Source organism: Corynebacterium sp. MSK122 (assembly GCF_030229435.2).
Classification (GTDB): Bacteria; Actinomycetota; Actinomycetes; order Mycobacteriales; family Mycobacteriaceae; genus Corynebacterium; species Corynebacterium marquesiae.
In genome coordinates, this window is the sequence record NZ_JASPHV020000001.1 from 127204 (window position 1) to 141309 (window position 14106).

Consider the following 14106-nt stretch of genomic DNA (forward strand, 5'->3'; position numbering starts at 1 on the left):
GTCCGCCTAGGCGCGGCGAGCAAGGCGCTTTTTATCCCACATCGTCGCAGCCCACACCAGGCAACCCGCAGCCGCCAGTCCAGCACCCGCCAGCGCCGGAGCGGAGTAGCCCAGTCCAGCACCCACGACGGCGCCACCAATGGTAGCGCCCGCTGCATTCGCAATGTTGAGCGCGGACTGGTTAAGAGCGGCGGCCAAAGTCTGGGCGTCGCCAGCCACATGCACCAAACGCAGCTGCAGCGAAGGCACCAGCGTGGAGCCCATAAAGGCCACGCAGCCAAAGCACAAGGTAGCGGGGATGGCATGGCCGGAGAGGAAGTAGAAGGCCGTGAGGATAACGATAAGGCAGGCCAGGGCAAAAATGATGCCAAACTCCAGATTGCGGTCAGCAAGCCAGCCGCCGAAGGCATTGCCGACGGTCATGCCGATTCCATAGGCCATGAGCACCACCCAAATGAGGCTCTGGTCCATGCCGGCGACCTCGGTCATAGTCCAAGAAATATAGGTATAGACGGAGAACATGCCGCCAAAGCCGACCACGCCCATGATGACGGTAAACCACACCTGGCTGTTTTTGAACGCACCAAATTCGGTGCGGATATCGGTCTGTTTCATCTCCGTCATGTGCGGCATCAGGAAGAACAACGCAATGGCGGTGACAATGCCCAAGGCCACGACCACCAGGTAGGCCGCCTGCCAGCCCAGCGCGGAGCCGAGGGCTTGGGCAGCCGGCACACCAATCACCGTGGCGATGGCCAGGCCCATGCCCACATAAGCCATAGCCTTACCGCGGCCACCTGGGGGCGCCATAGATGCGGCAGAAAGGTTAGCTACGGAGAAATAAGCACCGTGCGGCATGCCGGCGATAAAGCGCGCCACCATGAGGATCGCGTAATTCGGTGCCAAGACCGAGAGCAGGTTGCCCACCACGAGGAACCCAATGAGCAGCAGGATTAGACGGCGGCGCGGCAGTTTGCCGGTAAAGGCCGCAATCAGCGGGGCACCGCCCACCACGCCCATGGCATAGATGGTGATGAGCGTCGAGGCGTTTTCTTCCGAAATGCCAAAATCATCTGCAATAAGCGGCAGCAGGCCCATCGACACAAACTCCGTCGTGCCAATGGCAAACGCGCCCAGGGCCATGGCGACCATGACGATGGCGCGGCGGCGGGCGGTAATCTCCGTTTGCAACGGCAGCGGACGGCGGCGAATGCGGTGTTCGTGTGCGCTGCGCGGGCTGAGCTCGTCGATGATTTTCATGAAGAGTGAGGGTACACCCCACGTTTAGCTGTAGCATGCCCGCAGCGGGTGGTCGTGAATATCTCCACCCCTCCCGCGCATGGGTGACAGCGGCCACGCAACCCTTTTCAAGGGGCGCAAATGGGGGATCACTATCAGCAAACTGGCCCACATGTCGCCCACAAAATCGGTAATCTGGGCACTTGAACAATTTTCCAACGTTATATAGGAGAATCATGGCAAAGATTACGTGGACCCGTACCGATGAGGCGCCGCTGCTGGCGACCTACTCCCTCAAGCCCATCGTGGAGGCCTTCGCTTCCACCGCGGGCATCGACGTGGAAACCCGCGATATCTCGCTGGCCGCCCGCATCGCCGCGCAGTTCCCAGAGCGCCTGACCGAGGAGCAGAAGGTCGAAGACGCCCTAGCGGAGCTGGGCAAGATGGCCAAGACCCCGGAAGCAAATATCATCAAACTGCCGAATATTTCCGCTTCCCTGGTGCAGCTGAAGAAGGCCATCGCCGAGCTGCAGGCTGCCGGCTACGACCTGCCTGATTACCCGGATAATCCTTCCACCGAGGAAGAAAAGGACATCGCCGCCCGCTATGACTCCGTCAAGGGCTCCGCTGTTAACCCAGTGCTGCGTGAGGGCAACTCCGACCGCCGCGCACCGGAGGCAGTCAAGAACTTTGTGAAGAAGCACCCGCACCGCATGGGCGAGTGGTCCAAGGACTCCAAGACCAACGTTGCCACCATGGCGGACAACGACTTCCGCCACAATGAAAAGTCCGTCATCCTGGACAACGAGGACACCCTGTCCATCGTTCTCAAGACCGCCGATGGCGAACAAGCCCTGCTGCCGGAGCTACCGGTTCTCAAGGGTGAGGTCATCGACGGCACCTTTATGTCCGCCAAGGCCCTGGATGAGTTCCTCATCGCACAGGTCAAGCGCGCCAAGGAAGAAGGCGTGCTCTTCTCGACCCACCTCAAGGCCACCATGATGAAGGTCTCTGACCCCATCCTCTTCGGCCACGTTGTCCGCGCCTTCTTCGCCGATGTTTATGACAAGTACGGCGAAGAGCTGCTGGCTGCCGGCCTCAACGGTGAGAACGGCTTGGGCGCTATTTACGAGGGCCTGAAGAACCTGGATAAGGGCGAGGAAATCAAGGCTGCTTTCGATGCTGCGCTTTCCGACGGCCCCGACCTCGCCATGGTCAACTCCCACAAGGGCATCACCAACCTGCACGTGCCTTCCGACGTCATTATTGACGCCTCCATGCCCGCCATGATCCGCACCTCCGGCCACATGTGGAATAAGAACGACGAGGAGCAGGACACCCTCGCCGTCATCCCGGATTCCTCCTACGCCGGCGTCTACCAGGCCGTTATCGAGGACTGCAAGGAAAACGGCGCCTTCGACCCAACCACCATGGGTACCGTGCCGAACGTCGGCCTCATGGCGCAAAAGGCCGAGGAGTACGGCTCCCACAACAAGACCTTCAAGATTCCGGCCGCAGGCACCGTTGAGGTCCGCAACTCCCAGGGCGAGGTCCTCATCTCCCACGACGTGGAGGAAGGCGATATCTGGCGCGCTTGCCAGACCAAGGACGCTCCGATCCAGGACTGGGTCAAGCTCGCCGTCAACCGCGCTCGCCTGTCCGGCATGAAGACCATCTTCTGGCTCGACCCAGAGCGCGGCCACGACCGCAATATCAAGTCCCTGGTGGAGAAGTACCTTAAGGACCACGACACCGAGGGCCTGGATATCTCCATCGAGGATCCGGTCACCGCTACCAAGACCTCCATCGAGCGCATCCGCCGCGGCGAGGACACCATCTCTGTTACCGGCAACGTGCTGCGTGACTACAACACGGACCTCTTCCCCATCCTCGAGCTGGGTACCTCCGCCAAGATGCTGTCTGTGGTTCCACTCATGGCAGGCGGCGGCCTCTTCGAGACCGGTGCCGGCGGCTCTGCCCCGAAGCACGTACAGCAGGTAGAGGAAGAAAACCACCTGCGCTGGGATTCCCTCGGCGAGTTCCTAGCCCTAGCAGAGTCCTTCCGCCACGAAAAGCAGACCAACGGCAACGGGAAGGCCGGCGTCCTGGCCGCCACCTTGGACAAGGCCACCGAGCGCCTGCTCAATGAGGGCAAATCCCCGTCCCGCAAGGCAGGCGAAATCGACAACCGCGGTTCCCACTTCTTCCTGGCCACCTTCTGGGCCGAAGAGCTGGCTAACCAGACCGATGATGCCGACCTCGCCGCTGCGTTCAAGGACGTGGCTTCCCAGCTGTCCTCCCAGGCAGACGAGATTGCCCAGGCGCTTGTCGACGCCCAAGGCAACCCCGCCGACCTCGGCGGCTACTACTGGCCGAATGACGAGAAGACCTCTGCCGTCATGCGCCCAGTTGCTCAGTTCAACGAGATCATCGACGGCCTGAAGAAGTAAGTCTTCCCAGGCGAAAGCCGCCCCGCAGCGTTGATTGCTTCGCTGCGGGGCGGCTTCAGTATGCGCGTGGGTTTAGAAGCTTTCGAGCCAAGCGGCGTGCACGCGAGCGTCGCCATTTTCTTCTGGGTGGAAGCTCAGCGCCGTCACGCGGCCTTGGCGCACGCCGACCACCGCGTCGCCGTTCTCGCCCGGCACCGTCGCGATGACCTCAACGCCGTCGCCAACGCGGGTCACGATGGGCGCACGGATAAAGCTCGCCTCAATGTCGAGCGTGTCCTCCCCCATCGCGACGGGCACGGTACGTTCCTCGGAAAAGCGCTGGTTGCCAAAGGCATTGCGGCGCACGGTCACGTCCACTAGCCCTAGGGTTTGTTGCCCCGGCGCGGGGTTATCGAGCTCGCGGGCGCAGTAGATGAGTCCCGCGCAGGTCGCGAGCACCGGCAATCCTGCGGCCACGGCATCGCGCAGCGGCTCGGCCAGCCCGAAGCTACGCGCCAGCTTATCGATAACACTCGACTCGCCGCCCGGAATCACCAGCCCGTCGAGCCCGTCCACGTCGCGCGGCACCCGCACCCGGCGCGTAGCCACACCGAGCCCGTCCAAAATGCGCAGGTGCTCCTCGACGCCGCCCTGCAGCGCCAGGACCCCGACGGTAGCTACCATCCGCGCTCAGCCAGGCGGTGCGGTGCAGGAACGTCGTTGACGTTAATGCCCACCATGGCCTCGCCCAAGCCACGAGAAAGCTTAGCTAGCTCGGCCGGCTGATCGTAGAGGGTAGCCGCCTTGACGATGGCCTCCGCGCGCGCCGCCGGGTTCCCGGACTTGAAGATGCCGGAGCCGACAAAGACGCCTTCGGCGCCCATTTGGCGGACAAGGGCGGCGTCGGCAGGCGTAGCCACACCACCGGCAACAAAGAGCACGACTGGGAGGTTGCCGGTCTCCGCAACCTCGGCGACCAGGTCGTACGGGGCCTGCAGCTCCTTGGCTGCGACGTAGAGTTCATCGCGATCCAAGTGGCGCAGGCGGGCAATCTCGGCCTTAATGGTGCGCAGGTGCTTCACGGCCTCGGAGACATCGCCGGTGCCAGCCTCACCCTTGGAGCGAATCATGGCCGCGCCCTCGGTGATGCGGCGCAGCGCCTCGCCCAGGTTGGTGGCGCCGCACACGAACGGCACGTCGAAGTCCCACTTATTGATGTGGTTGACGTAATCGGCCGGGCTGAGCACCTCGGACTCATCGATAAAGTCCACACCCAGCTCGCCCAGGATCTGCGCCTCGACGAAGTGGCCGATACGGGCCTTGGCCATGACGGGGATGTCGACGGCCTCGACGATGCCCTCGATAAGCTCCGGATCCGACATGCGGGCCACGCCGCCCTGCGCGCGGATATCGGCCGGCACGCGCTCCAGCGCCATCACGGCCGAGGCGCCCGCGTCCTCTGCAATGCGCGCCTGTTCCGGCGTGACGACGTCCATGATGACGCCGCCCTTCAACATATCGGCTAGTCCTCGCTTCACGCGCGTGGTAGCGCGTCCTTGTCCATTTACCTGTTCAGTCATAGGTGCCATAGTGGCCCACACAAGTGGTACAAGACAAGAGCCATTTTCAGCGTGTTGGATTAGACCACTTATGATGGGCCCGTGCCTCTTCGCCTCGATCCCTCTGATACGCGGCCGCTGCCCGTGCAAATTGCCGCGGCCCTGCGCGCCCAAGTCGCCGCAGGAGTCCTCCTGCCCGGCGAGCGCGTTCCCTCGACCCGCCACTTGGCTTCGCAGCTCGCCGTTTCCCGAGGCAGCGTGGTCACCGCCTACGAGCAACTCACGGCCGAGGGCTACCTCACCGCGGAGGTTGGCTCCGGCACCGTCATCAACCCGCGCCTCCCCCACGCCCGCGCGCCGCAGTCTCATTCTGCCCCGCGGCCCGCCCCTGCCCCACCGCGTGTAGAACTAACCCCCGGTCTGCCCGATACCGCCGGCATCCTCACCCCCGAATGGAGGGCGGCGTGGCGCAAGGCCGCAGTGGACCCCTCCGGTGATCTCCCCCGCGAGGTGGCCGCGCACCTGCGCCACATGCGTGGACTCACCGTCGATCCGGCCTATGTGGTGGTGACCGCCGGCGCCCGCGACGGCCTCTCGCTGCTGCTGCGCGCCTTGGGCGGTCGCTTGCGCGTCGGCGTGGAGTCCCCTGGCTACCCCAGTCTTCGCCGCGTCCCCCAGGCCCTGGGCCACGTGCTTGTCGACGTCCCCACCGACACCGAAGGCATCACCGTGCCCACCGTTGACCTCGACGTTCTCATCGTTACTCCTTCCCACCAGCACCCCTATGGAGGGTCCTTGCCAGCGGCCCGGCGCGCCGAACTCGTCGAATGGGCTCGCGCACACGACGCCCTCCTCATCGAGGATGACTTTGATTCCGAACTGCGCTACGTCGGCCAGCCGCTGCCCGCCCTGGCCGCACTCGCCCCAGAACACACCGTGCTGCTGGGCACCTTCTCCTCGGTCATCTCCCCCTCCATTGCCTGCGGCTACCTCGTCGTCCCACCGCGCCTGCGCCCGGCCGTGGACCGCGTGCGCGAGGTCTTCGGCCAACCCGTCGGCGCCATCCCCCAGGCCGCGCTCGCCCACTACCTTGCCAGCGGCGCTTTACGACGCCACACCGGCCGCATGCGCCGCACCTATAAACGCCGCCGCAACCTGGTAGCCGAAACGCTCGGCACCATCGATGGCGCGCAACTCCTGCCCATCCACGGTGGCCTCCACGCGGTGCTGTTGTGTGATCCCGCCGTTGTTCCCCGCGCCGCCGCCCGCGGCATCAAGCTCACCCCGCTGCGCGATTATTGGGGAGGCGCCGACGCCGAAGACGGAGTCGTGCTCGGCTTCGGCCACCTTAGCGACACCGAGCTGCGCACGAGCCTCTCCGCGGTCGCGGCCGCCTTACGCGAGTGATACCGTAACCCCAAGGATCATAAAAGAAAGGTAATGCATGTCCCTCGGCCCGCTTGAATTCCTACTCATACTCATTCCGTTTCTTATCCTCGCCGGAATCATCGCCATCGTGGTCAAGCTCGTACGCAATAGCAACGAAACTCGCACTAACACCCGCCGCATTGCTGATCAGCTCGAGAAACAAGACCGCCACCGCTAAGCAAGGCACCCCACCAGACCAAGCACACACCGACCGCTTGGTCTATTTTTATTCTCGGTTCTGCCAGCGCGTTTTCCAAGATCTGTTCGCCAGACATACCGCTTGGTCTAGTCTTGCCAAGCATGACGACGAAATACGATAACTCCAATTCCAACTGGTCCTTCGCTACCCGCTCCGTACACGCGGGCCAAAACCTCGACGGGCACCACAACGCCCGCAACGTGCCGATTTACCAGACCACTTCCTACGTCTTTAACGACGCCGAGCACGCGGCCAACCGCTTCAATCTTTCCGACGCCGGCCCCATCTACACCCGCCTGACCAACCCCACCCAGGACGCGCTGGAAGAACGCCTCGCCTCCCTCGAGGGCGGCGTCGCGGCCGTTGCCTTCGCTTCCGGCCAGGCCGCCGAAACCGCGGCCATTTTGAACCTCGCCTCGGCCGGCGACCACATCGTTACTTCCCCGCGCCTCTACGGCGGCACCTCAACACTCTTTACCGTCACGCTCAAGCGCCTAGGCATCGACGTCACCCTCGTCGAGAACCCGGATGATCCGCAATCCTGGCAGGACGCCGTCCAGCCGAATACTAAGGCCTTCTACGGCGAGACCTTCGGCAACCCCGTGGCCGATGTCCTCGATATCCCGGCCATCGCCGAGGTCGCCCACAATAACCAAGTCCCGCTCATCGTGGATAACACCATCGCCACTGCCGCCCTCGCCCGGCCGTTGGACCTCGGCGCGGACATCGTCGTGGTTTCGACCACCAAGTTCTACACCGGCAATGGCTCGGCCATCGGCGGCGCCATTATCGACGGCGGCTCCTTCGACTGGACCGTCACCCGCAACGGCGAGCCCGTCTTCCCCTACTTCGTCACTCCAGATGAGGCCTACCACGGCCTGAAGTACGCTGATCTCGGCGCCCCAGCCTTCGCGCTCAAGGCCCGCGCCGGCCTGCTACGCGATACCGGCGCCGCCATCTCCCCCTTCAACGCCTGGCTGACGCTGAATGGAATTGAGACGGTGGGACTGCGCGTCGAAAAGCACAATGCCAACGCCCAGGCCGTTGCCGAGTACCTGGAAGGCCACGCCAAGGTCACCAAGGTCAACTACGCCGGCCTGGATTCTTCGCCGTACAAGGCCACCAAGGAAAAGCTCGGCTATGCCTACACCGGCTCCGTCCTCTCCTTCGACATCGACGGCGGCCGCGAGGAAGCCTGGGCGTTTATCGACGCCCTCAAGCTCCACTCCAACCTCGCTAATATCGGTGACACCCGCTCCCTGGCCGTACACCCAGCAACCACCACGCACTCCCAGTCCGACGAGCCTGCGCTTGCTGCTGCCGGCATTACCCAGTCCACCATCCGTCTGTCCGTGGGCATCGAGCACATCGATGACATCATCGCGGACCTCGAGCTGGGCTTTAACGCGCTGGCATGAAGCTAGTTAGCATCGGCGACTTCCGCACCGAAGCCGGCGCCACGCTTGCCGACGCCCACATTGCCTACCACCGCTTCGGCCACCTCCTCGGCGATCCCCACGGCCGCAATAACGTCATTGTGGTTGAACACGCCCTGACTGGTGATTCGAATGTGGCCGAGTGGTGGGCCGATCTGGTCGGCCCTGGCAAGGCGCTAGATACGACGAAGTGGTGCGTTATCGCCACCAACGCACTCGGCGGATGCACCGGCTCCACCGGCCCCGCTTCCCCGCACCCAGACGACGGCCGCGCCTGGGGCTCGCGCTTCCCCGCGCTTTCGGTGCGCGACCTCGTCTCGGCCGAGCGCGCCGCGCTCCGCGAGCTCGGCATCACCCACGTCCACGCCATCATTGGCGGTTCGATGGGCGGCGCGCGCACGCTGGAGTGGACGCTGATGCATCCCGAGGCCGTTGATGCGGCCTGCGTCATTGCCGTATCGGCCCGCGCTTCCGCCTGGCAGATTGGTATCCAATCGGCACAGATCGCGGCCATCGAGCAAGATTCTTTCTGGCATGGCGGCGATTACTACGCCTCCGCGCAGCGCCCACGCGAGGGGCTGGCGGCCGCGCGTCGCATTGCACACCTGACGTATCGCGGCGAGCAGGAAATCGACGAGCGCTTCGGTGTCCAGGCCCAGACCGGCGAGAACCCGCTCGGGCCCTACCGCCGCCGCAATGAGCGCTTTGCCGTCAATTCCTACCTGGACTACCAGGGCACCAAGCTGGCCGATCGCTTTGATGCCGGTTCCTATGTCACCCTCACCGAGGCGCTCAACCGCCACGATATCGGCCGCGGCCGCGGCGGCCTCAACCGCGCGCTGGGCTCGTCCGAGGTGCCAACGATGGTCGTCGGGGTCGACACGGATATCTTGTATCCATACCATCAGCAAGAACACATCTCGCGCAATCTGGGAAATCTGTTGGCGATGGCGAAGGTTGTCTCCCCAGTGGGCCACGATGCCTTTCTTACCGAGTCACGCCAGATGGATCGCATCTTGCGAAACTTTCTCACCCTTTCCCAACCGGACCCGCGCATCGATTCTGCGGCCGGCGATCCGACTGAGTACACAATTTAAGGACCCGCCAATTAAGAGCCCGCCAAGTCTGGGATCGCCAAAGCCGCGCAGCGCGCACTAGCGGTAAGCGGTGCGGCACGCTGCGCTGGGACTATGGATTGACGGGGCGAGCAGAGGCGGGACGCGGCTCAGCGATCTTCGGGCGGTGTAGCCCAGGGCGGGCGCCAGACGATGCCTTCGCCGGGGCGGCGCTCGAGCCGGCCGCGGCGCGGCGGCGCATTGGGGTCATCATCATTGACCCCGTTGTGATACTTGCAGGCCATGGTGAGGTTTTCGGGATTGGTGTCCCCACCGAGCAGCCACGGGGTGAGGTGGTGGACTTGGCATTCATCCGCTGGCGTGTGGCAGTCGGGCCACGGGCACACTGGATTTTCCGCCATCGCCATCTGCCGTTGCTTCCACGTAGCCCGGCGCCGCGATTGGTAAAGGTTTACGGGTCCGGTGACGGGATGGATGAGGGTGATAAGGCCGACGTCGGCAAGCGCACGGCGGGCAAGGTCCGCACCGGAAATCTGCGCGCCATTGGTCAGCTGCAGCGTCACGTCCTCGCCGTGGGTAACCTTGACCATCTCATTGAGGGTGAGGACCACGTTGGTGGTGATTGTGGAAGCGGCGGCACCCTGGGAAAAGACGCGGCGAGCATCGGCGACGGTGGAGACATGGTTATTAATCTCTGCCACCAGTTCGGACTCGGCGGTAATGGTCAGCGTCCACAGGTCGTCGCGGCGGCGGGTTAGGCGCACGCCCTCGGAGCGCTTGGTGGTGCGTTCCTCGCGCACAAGGCGGCGGGCGCGCTTTTCAATCTCGCTGGTAGCAACGCGCAGAGCGCAGAGTTCTTCGCGCAGCGCCCAGGCCGCACGCTGAGTTTTCAACTTCTGGGCGTAGTGCTCGATGATTTTTAGCGCATCGAGCGGCAGCGTCGTGCGGCGGGCGGTGCGCTGCTTGGCGCGAAAGGAGGTGCGACCGAAGTAGGTATCGGCAAGGCGGGCGAACTCGGCGGCTTCGCGGTCGCTAAAGCCCTTATCGACGAGCTCTTCTACCGACAGCCCAGCACACTCCTCGATGAGCACCATCGGGGAGTTCACGGCTGTCAGGTAGGTCGAAATCATGGCTCCGAGCCTAAGTGGGCCGCGCAACCCAGCGCGCGGTGGCGGGCAATGGCCTGTGGATAACCGCCCGAACTACACCATTTAGGGCCGAGATGGGTGATGGCTCTACAAAAACCTGTGGATAACTAGCTGCCGAGCGAGTCCACGGAAAAGGCCAGAAAGGCCATCGTGGCGCCGAGCAGACCGGTGAAACAGGCGTCGAAGCGGCGCGAGCGCACGGCTAGCACGCCGACACGACTGGAATCACACGTCAGTCGGACCACGGTGAGCCACAGCAAGGCCAAGCCGAGGAGGAATGTGGCTCGCCGCCAGTACTCGAAGACAGCATAGCCACCGGAGACAACCACGCCGGCCACGAAGAAGCCGATTGCTGCCCACTGCGCGGCGGGCGGCAGCGAGGAGGGCGCGAGGCCGGCGTCGTGCGGGTTATCTAGATTCACGCCAACTTTTCCGCGCGCTCGACGATATTGCGCACCAAGAAGGCACGAGTCAGCGGGCCGACGCCGCCAGGGTTCGGCGAGACGAATCCGGCCTTGTCCCAGCAGTCTGGGTGGATGTCGCCGGTGAGCTTGCCGTCGACGCGGGAAACTCCGACGTCGAGAAGCGCGGCGCCTTCCTTAATCATGTCCGCGGTGAGCATGTGGGGCTGGCCGGCGGCGGCGATGACGATATCGGCCTCGCGGGTCTCAGCGGCCAGGTCTTTGGTTCCGGTGTGGCACAGGGTGACGGTGGAGTTCTCGCTGCGGCGGGTAAGCATCAGGCCAATAGGGCGGCCCACGGTAACGCCGCGGCCGATGACCACGGTCTTGGCGCCGTTGAGCTCAACGCCGAAGCGTCGCAAAAGGTGCAGGCAGCCGTTCGGGGTGCACGGCAGGGGCGCCTCCTCGTTGAGCACGAGCTTGCCCAGATTGACCGGGTGCAAGCCATCGGCATCCTTGGCGGGGTCGATGCGCTCGAGGATGGCGTTTTCATCCAAGTGCTTGGGCAGCGGCAGCTGGACGATATAGCCGGTGCAGGCATCATCAGCGTTGAGCTCATCGATGACGGCCTCGAGCTCTTCCTGCGTGATGTCGGCCGGCAGGTCCTTGCGGATGGAGTTGATACCGAGCTTTTCGCAGTCGCGGTGCTTCATCTTCACATAGGACTGGGAGCCGGGGTCTTCGCCGACCAGGACGGTGGCGAGGCCGGGGGTAATCCCCTTGTCCTTCAGCGCGGCCACGCGCTGGGCAAGGTCAGCAAAAATCTCGTCGCGGTACAGTGTGCCATCTAGTTTGGTAGCGCTCATAGCCACCATCCTAGACTGAAGGCATGAGCCAGCTGCACATTGTCTTTGATAACCCGGTCATTCCTACTAATACGGGCAACGCCATCCGCACGGCCGCGGTGACGGGCGCGAGCCTGCACCTGATTGAGCCGCTGGGTTTCAATTTCGACGATAAGCACTTAAAGCGCGCCGGACTGGATTATCACGATCTGGCCGATGTGCAGATTCACAAGGATTTTCAGGCCTGCATGGACGCGCTGCCGGGCGCGCGCGTATTCGCGTTTACCACGCATACGGATAAGTGGTTTACGGATATCGAATACCAAGAAGGCGATGTCCTACTCTTTGGCACGGAGCCGACCGGCCTGCCGGAGGAGCATATTAACCATTCGCGCGTGACGGACCGCGTGCGCATTCCTATGGTGCCGGCTAGGCGCTCGATGAACCTGTCGAATTCGGCGTCGACGGCCGTATTCGAGGCGTGGCGCCAGCTGGGCTTTAACGGGGCGGTTTAAAATCCGGTAGTTGGCGGGAGCGCAGGCGGGCAAGGAGTGCGGCGGCGTCGGCAAGCGTGAGGTTGCGCGCGGCCATGCGCACGGGCCCCTGGACGAGGTCGAGGTCGACTGTGGCTAGGCCGAGCGCCTGGGAAATCGGCCCGCGGCGGTAGGTTAGCTCCTGGATATGGGAGGTGTGGATGGCCTTGATGCGGCGGTTGAGCCGGCCGTTGCGCACTATGACGTAGTCGCCGTTAAGCGCCACAGTTTGTTGGCGGTAGTCCAGCGGGGAGACCCACTTGGCGCGGGCCGGCGAGGCGTAGGTGGGTGCGGCGTCGGCCGGGAGGAATTGCTGGGCTTGGGCGAAGGTGCCCACCGGCAGGATGCGGGTGGAGCCAGAAGCCTTGCCGCTTGCCGACGCCCCATACCCCGCTACCGAAACCCGTACCTCGTACCAGCCCAAGGGCCGCCAGAGGAAGGGCTGGGTAATTTGCACGGCGTGGATGCGGTCGAGGCGAATGCTTTGGCGGCGGCGATCGGCCAGGCCGTAGGTGATATTGAGTACCTCGCCATCGGTGTGGGCGGTATAGCGCCAGGAAGAATCGAGCACGTTCCAGGCGTTGGGAAGCGCGCCAACGAGGATGGGCAGCGCGGTCGAGAGCGGCAACCGCGTAACCACCACGAGGATGAGGAAGCCGACGAGGAAAAGCGTGGATGTACGCAACGCGGCCGCAATCAGGGAGCGGGCGATGGGGATTTCAGGCACGAGAGCTGGTTCCTCGGCCGGTGTCTCGGTTTGGGAGATGGGAACTCCGTGAACGCGGGCGAGGATGTCATCGCGTAGGGCCTCGGCGTCGGCCTTCTTCAGGTAGGCGATTTCGATGACAGAAGATTGGCCGCCTGCGGTTTCCACGCGCACGGCTGCGAGGCGAAAGAGTCGGGCGATGACGGGCTCGACGACGTCAACGGCCTGCGTGCGGTCATAGCGTGCGGTGCGCAGCTGGACAGATAATAGGCCGCGGCGCAGAGAAAGCTCTTCTGCGCCGAGCCGATAGCCCATGCGGCGCCACCATAGGCCTGAGACGAGCCACACCACCGCGCAGACCGCGATGAAACCGGCGAAGGCGAGGGCGGTATCGCGCAAGGCCTCGCCGCGGTGTTCGCCGGTAATAAAAGCGAAGATATCGCGCAGGGCTGCCAGGTTGACGTTGAGGGCGAAGGCCGCGATGAGGGCTAGGATTACGGACCACAGGCGCAGCAGCGGGGTGAGGCGGTGGACGCGCCGGAAGCTGAGCTGATCGCTCATAGGCCGCTCATCCGTTCGCGGGCTTGGTGGGCAAGGCGGGTACGGAGGGCGTCGGCAAGCGGGGCTTCCAAGCCTTTGATGGTGGCATCCGTGCTGGCCGAGGCCGTATGGAGCTCCAGCTTTTTCAAGCCTAGGGCACGGTCGATGGGCCCGGAGGTCACGTCGACGAACTGGATGCGGCCATAGGGCACCACGGTGAAGGTGTACCAGAGCTTGCCGCGGGTGATAAGTAGCTCGTCGTCGGTTTCGAGCCAGCCCATGTTGCGCACTTGAGCGGGGATGAGCCAGAGCAGCCAGAAGAAAAGGGCGACGAAAATTCCGGCCGCCCAATAGAACCACGGGGTCCACCAAAAGCCTGCAGCAGCGGCGGCCGCGGCGAGCAGAAACATCCAGCTCAGGTGGTGGATATAGCGCGAGGTCACCAGTCGCTGTGAGACGGGATTCATTTCTTCGCTCATAGCTATTGACAGTATCAATCGGGTTCACCCCTTGCGCTACTTATCGTTACTCGATATTATCGAATTACGACAACATCGAAAGTCGATA

At 63.7% G+C, this 14106-nt stretch carries 14 protein-coding genes; 6 read left to right on the top strand and 8 right to left on the bottom strand.

The features are described 5' to 3' along the window. Positions 1 to 6: 6 nt before the first annotated feature. Complete coding sequence (locus tag QP934_RS00620) at positions 7 to 1260, bottom strand: MFS transporter (RefSeq protein ID WP_419126518.1); 1254 nt, start codon at positions 1258 to 1260, stop codon at positions 7 to 9. A 215-nt stretch (positions 1261 to 1475) separates the two neighbouring features. On the opposite strand from QP934_RS00620, the gene QP934_RS00625 reads away from it, so the two are divergent. Next, a complete protein-coding gene (locus QP934_RS00625; RefSeq protein WP_419126519.1) occupies positions 1476 to 3689 on the top strand; it encodes an NADP-dependent isocitrate dehydrogenase in 2214 nt (737 codons plus the stop codon). 72 nt (positions 3690 to 3761) lie between these two features. On the opposite strand, the gene pdxT is transcribed toward QP934_RS00625, so the two are convergent. Then, entirely contained in the window at positions 3762 to 4352 is a 591-nt protein-coding gene (gene pdxT / locus QP934_RS00630; protein ID WP_340419317.1) for a pyridoxal 5'-phosphate synthase glutaminase subunit PdxT, read from the bottom strand. Beyond that, positions 4346 to 5248: a pyridoxal 5'-phosphate synthase lyase subunit PdxS gene (gene pdxS / locus QP934_RS00635; RefSeq protein WP_340419318.1), complete on the bottom strand. Its 903-nt coding sequence runs from the start codon at positions 5246 to 5248 to the stop codon at positions 4346 to 4348. Before pdxS ends, pdxT begins: the two co-directional genes overlap by 7 nt. Positions 5249 to 5329: 81 nt before the next feature. Here pdxS and QP934_RS00640 point away from each other — a divergent pair, with 81 nt between their 5' ends. The 4 genes from QP934_RS00640 to metX all read left to right on the top strand — a co-directional run bounded on the left by QP934_RS00640 (position 5330) and on the right by metX (position 9387). Continuing rightward, positions 5330 to 6634 (top strand): PLP-dependent aminotransferase family protein, encoded by a 1305-nt coding sequence (locus QP934_RS00640; protein WP_419126520.1) that lies wholly within the window; start codon positions 5330 to 5332, stop codon positions 6632 to 6634. 37 nt (positions 6635 to 6671) lie between these two features. Then, on the top strand, positions 6672 to 6833 hold the full coding sequence (locus QP934_RS00645; RefSeq protein WP_162837285.1) for a hypothetical protein: 162 nt from the start codon (positions 6672 to 6674) through the stop codon (positions 6831 to 6833). A gap of 122 nt (positions 6834 to 6955) precedes the next feature. Continuing rightward, positions 6956 to 8272: an O-acetylhomoserine/O-acetylserine sulfhydrylase gene (locus tag QP934_RS00650; RefSeq protein WP_317026370.1), complete on the top strand. Its 1317-nt coding sequence runs from the start codon at positions 6956 to 6958 to the stop codon at positions 8270 to 8272. Next, positions 8269 to 9387, top strand: a complete 1119-nt coding sequence (gene metX, locus QP934_RS00655; RefSeq protein ID WP_340418984.1) for a homoserine O-acetyltransferase MetX — start codon at positions 8269 to 8271, stop codon at positions 9385 to 9387. Before QP934_RS00650 ends, metX begins: the two co-directional genes overlap by 4 nt. A 128-nt stretch (positions 9388 to 9515) precedes the next feature. Here metX and QP934_RS00660 read toward each other — a convergent pair whose 3' ends face one another. The 3 genes from QP934_RS00660 to QP934_RS00670 form a co-directional block, all read right to left on the bottom strand. After that, a complete protein-coding gene (locus tag QP934_RS00660; protein ID WP_340418985.1) occupies positions 9516 to 10496 on the bottom strand; it encodes an HNH endonuclease signature motif containing protein in 981 nt (326 codons plus the stop codon). Positions 10497 to 10621: 125 nt separating this feature from the next. Then, positions 10622 to 10936, bottom strand: coding sequence for a DUF3017 domain-containing protein (locus QP934_RS00665; RefSeq protein WP_337888038.1), 315 nt, complete (start codon positions 10934 to 10936; stop codon positions 10622 to 10624). Next, positions 10933 to 11781 carry a bifunctional methylenetetrahydrofolate dehydrogenase/methenyltetrahydrofolate cyclohydrolase gene (locus QP934_RS00670; protein WP_049378933.1) on the bottom strand — a complete coding sequence of 283 codons (849 nt, stop codon included), beginning with the start codon at positions 11779 to 11781 and terminating at the stop codon, positions 10933 to 10935. The genes QP934_RS00665 and QP934_RS00670 overlap by 4 nt, the downstream gene beginning before the upstream one ends. 23 nt (positions 11782 to 11804) lie before the next feature. Between QP934_RS00670 and QP934_RS00675 the strand changes: the two genes are divergently transcribed. Continuing rightward, complete coding sequence (locus tag QP934_RS00675) at positions 11805 to 12275, top strand: tRNA (cytidine(34)-2'-O)-methyltransferase (protein WP_269954168.1); 471 nt, start codon at positions 11805 to 11807, stop codon at positions 12273 to 12275. On the opposite strand, the gene QP934_RS00680 is transcribed toward QP934_RS00675, so the two are convergent. Further along, complete coding sequence (locus tag QP934_RS00680) at positions 12259 to 13560, bottom strand: PH domain-containing protein (RefSeq protein WP_337888039.1); 1302 nt, start codon at positions 13558 to 13560, stop codon at positions 12259 to 12261. The genes QP934_RS00675 and QP934_RS00680 overlap by 17 nt on opposite strands. Continuing rightward, positions 13557 to 14018 (bottom strand): PH domain-containing protein, encoded by a 462-nt coding sequence (locus QP934_RS00685; RefSeq protein ID WP_337888040.1) that lies wholly within the window; start codon positions 14016 to 14018, stop codon positions 13557 to 13559. Before QP934_RS00685 ends, QP934_RS00680 begins: the two co-directional genes overlap by 4 nt. Between the last annotated feature and the right edge of the window lie 88 nt (positions 14019 to 14106).

What these genes read in the sequence shown, in the direction of transcription:
- QP934_RS00645 (WP_162837285.1), top strand. Translation starts at nt 6,672, where the DNA reads ATGTCCCTCGGCCCGCTTGAATTCCTACTCATACTCATTCCGTTTCTT.
- QP934_RS00650 (WP_317026370.1), top strand. Translation starts at nt 6,956, where the DNA reads ATGACGACGAAATACGATAACTCCAATTCCAACTGGTCCTTCGCTACC.
- QP934_RS00620 (WP_419126518.1), bottom strand. Translation starts at nt 1,260, where the DNA reads ATGAAAATCATCGACGAGCTCAGCCCGCGCAGCGCACACGAACACCGC.
- QP934_RS00685 (WP_337888040.1), bottom strand. Translation starts at nt 14,018, where the DNA reads ATGAGCGAAGAAATGAATCCCGTCTCACAGCGACTGGTGACCTCGCGC.
- QP934_RS00625 (WP_419126519.1), top strand. Translation starts at nt 1,476, where the DNA reads ATGGCAAAGATTACGTGGACCCGTACCGATGAGGCGCCGCTGCTGGCG.
- metX (WP_340418984.1), top strand. Translation starts at nt 8,269, where the DNA reads ATGAAGCTAGTTAGCATCGGCGACTTCCGCACCGAAGCCGGCGCCACG.
- QP934_RS00670 (WP_049378933.1), bottom strand. Translation starts at nt 11,781, where the DNA reads ATGAGCGCTACCAAACTAGATGGCACACTGTACCGCGACGAGATTTTT.
- pdxT (WP_340419317.1), bottom strand. Translation starts at nt 4,352, where the DNA reads ATGGTAGCTACCGTCGGGGTCCTGGCGCTGCAGGGCGGCGTCGAGGAG.
- QP934_RS00660 (WP_340418985.1), bottom strand. Translation starts at nt 10,496, where the DNA reads ATGATTTCGACCTACCTGACAGCCGTGAACTCCCCGATGGTGCTCATC.
- QP934_RS00675 (WP_269954168.1), top strand. Translation starts at nt 11,805, where the DNA reads ATGAGCCAGCTGCACATTGTCTTTGATAACCCGGTCATTCCTACTAAT.
- QP934_RS00680 (WP_337888039.1), bottom strand. Translation starts at nt 13,560, where the DNA reads ATGAGCGATCAGCTCAGCTTCCGGCGCGTCCACCGCCTCACCCCGCTG.
- pdxS (WP_340419318.1), bottom strand. Translation starts at nt 5,248, where the DNA reads ATGACTGAACAGGTAAATGGACAAGGACGCGCTACCACGCGCGTGAAG.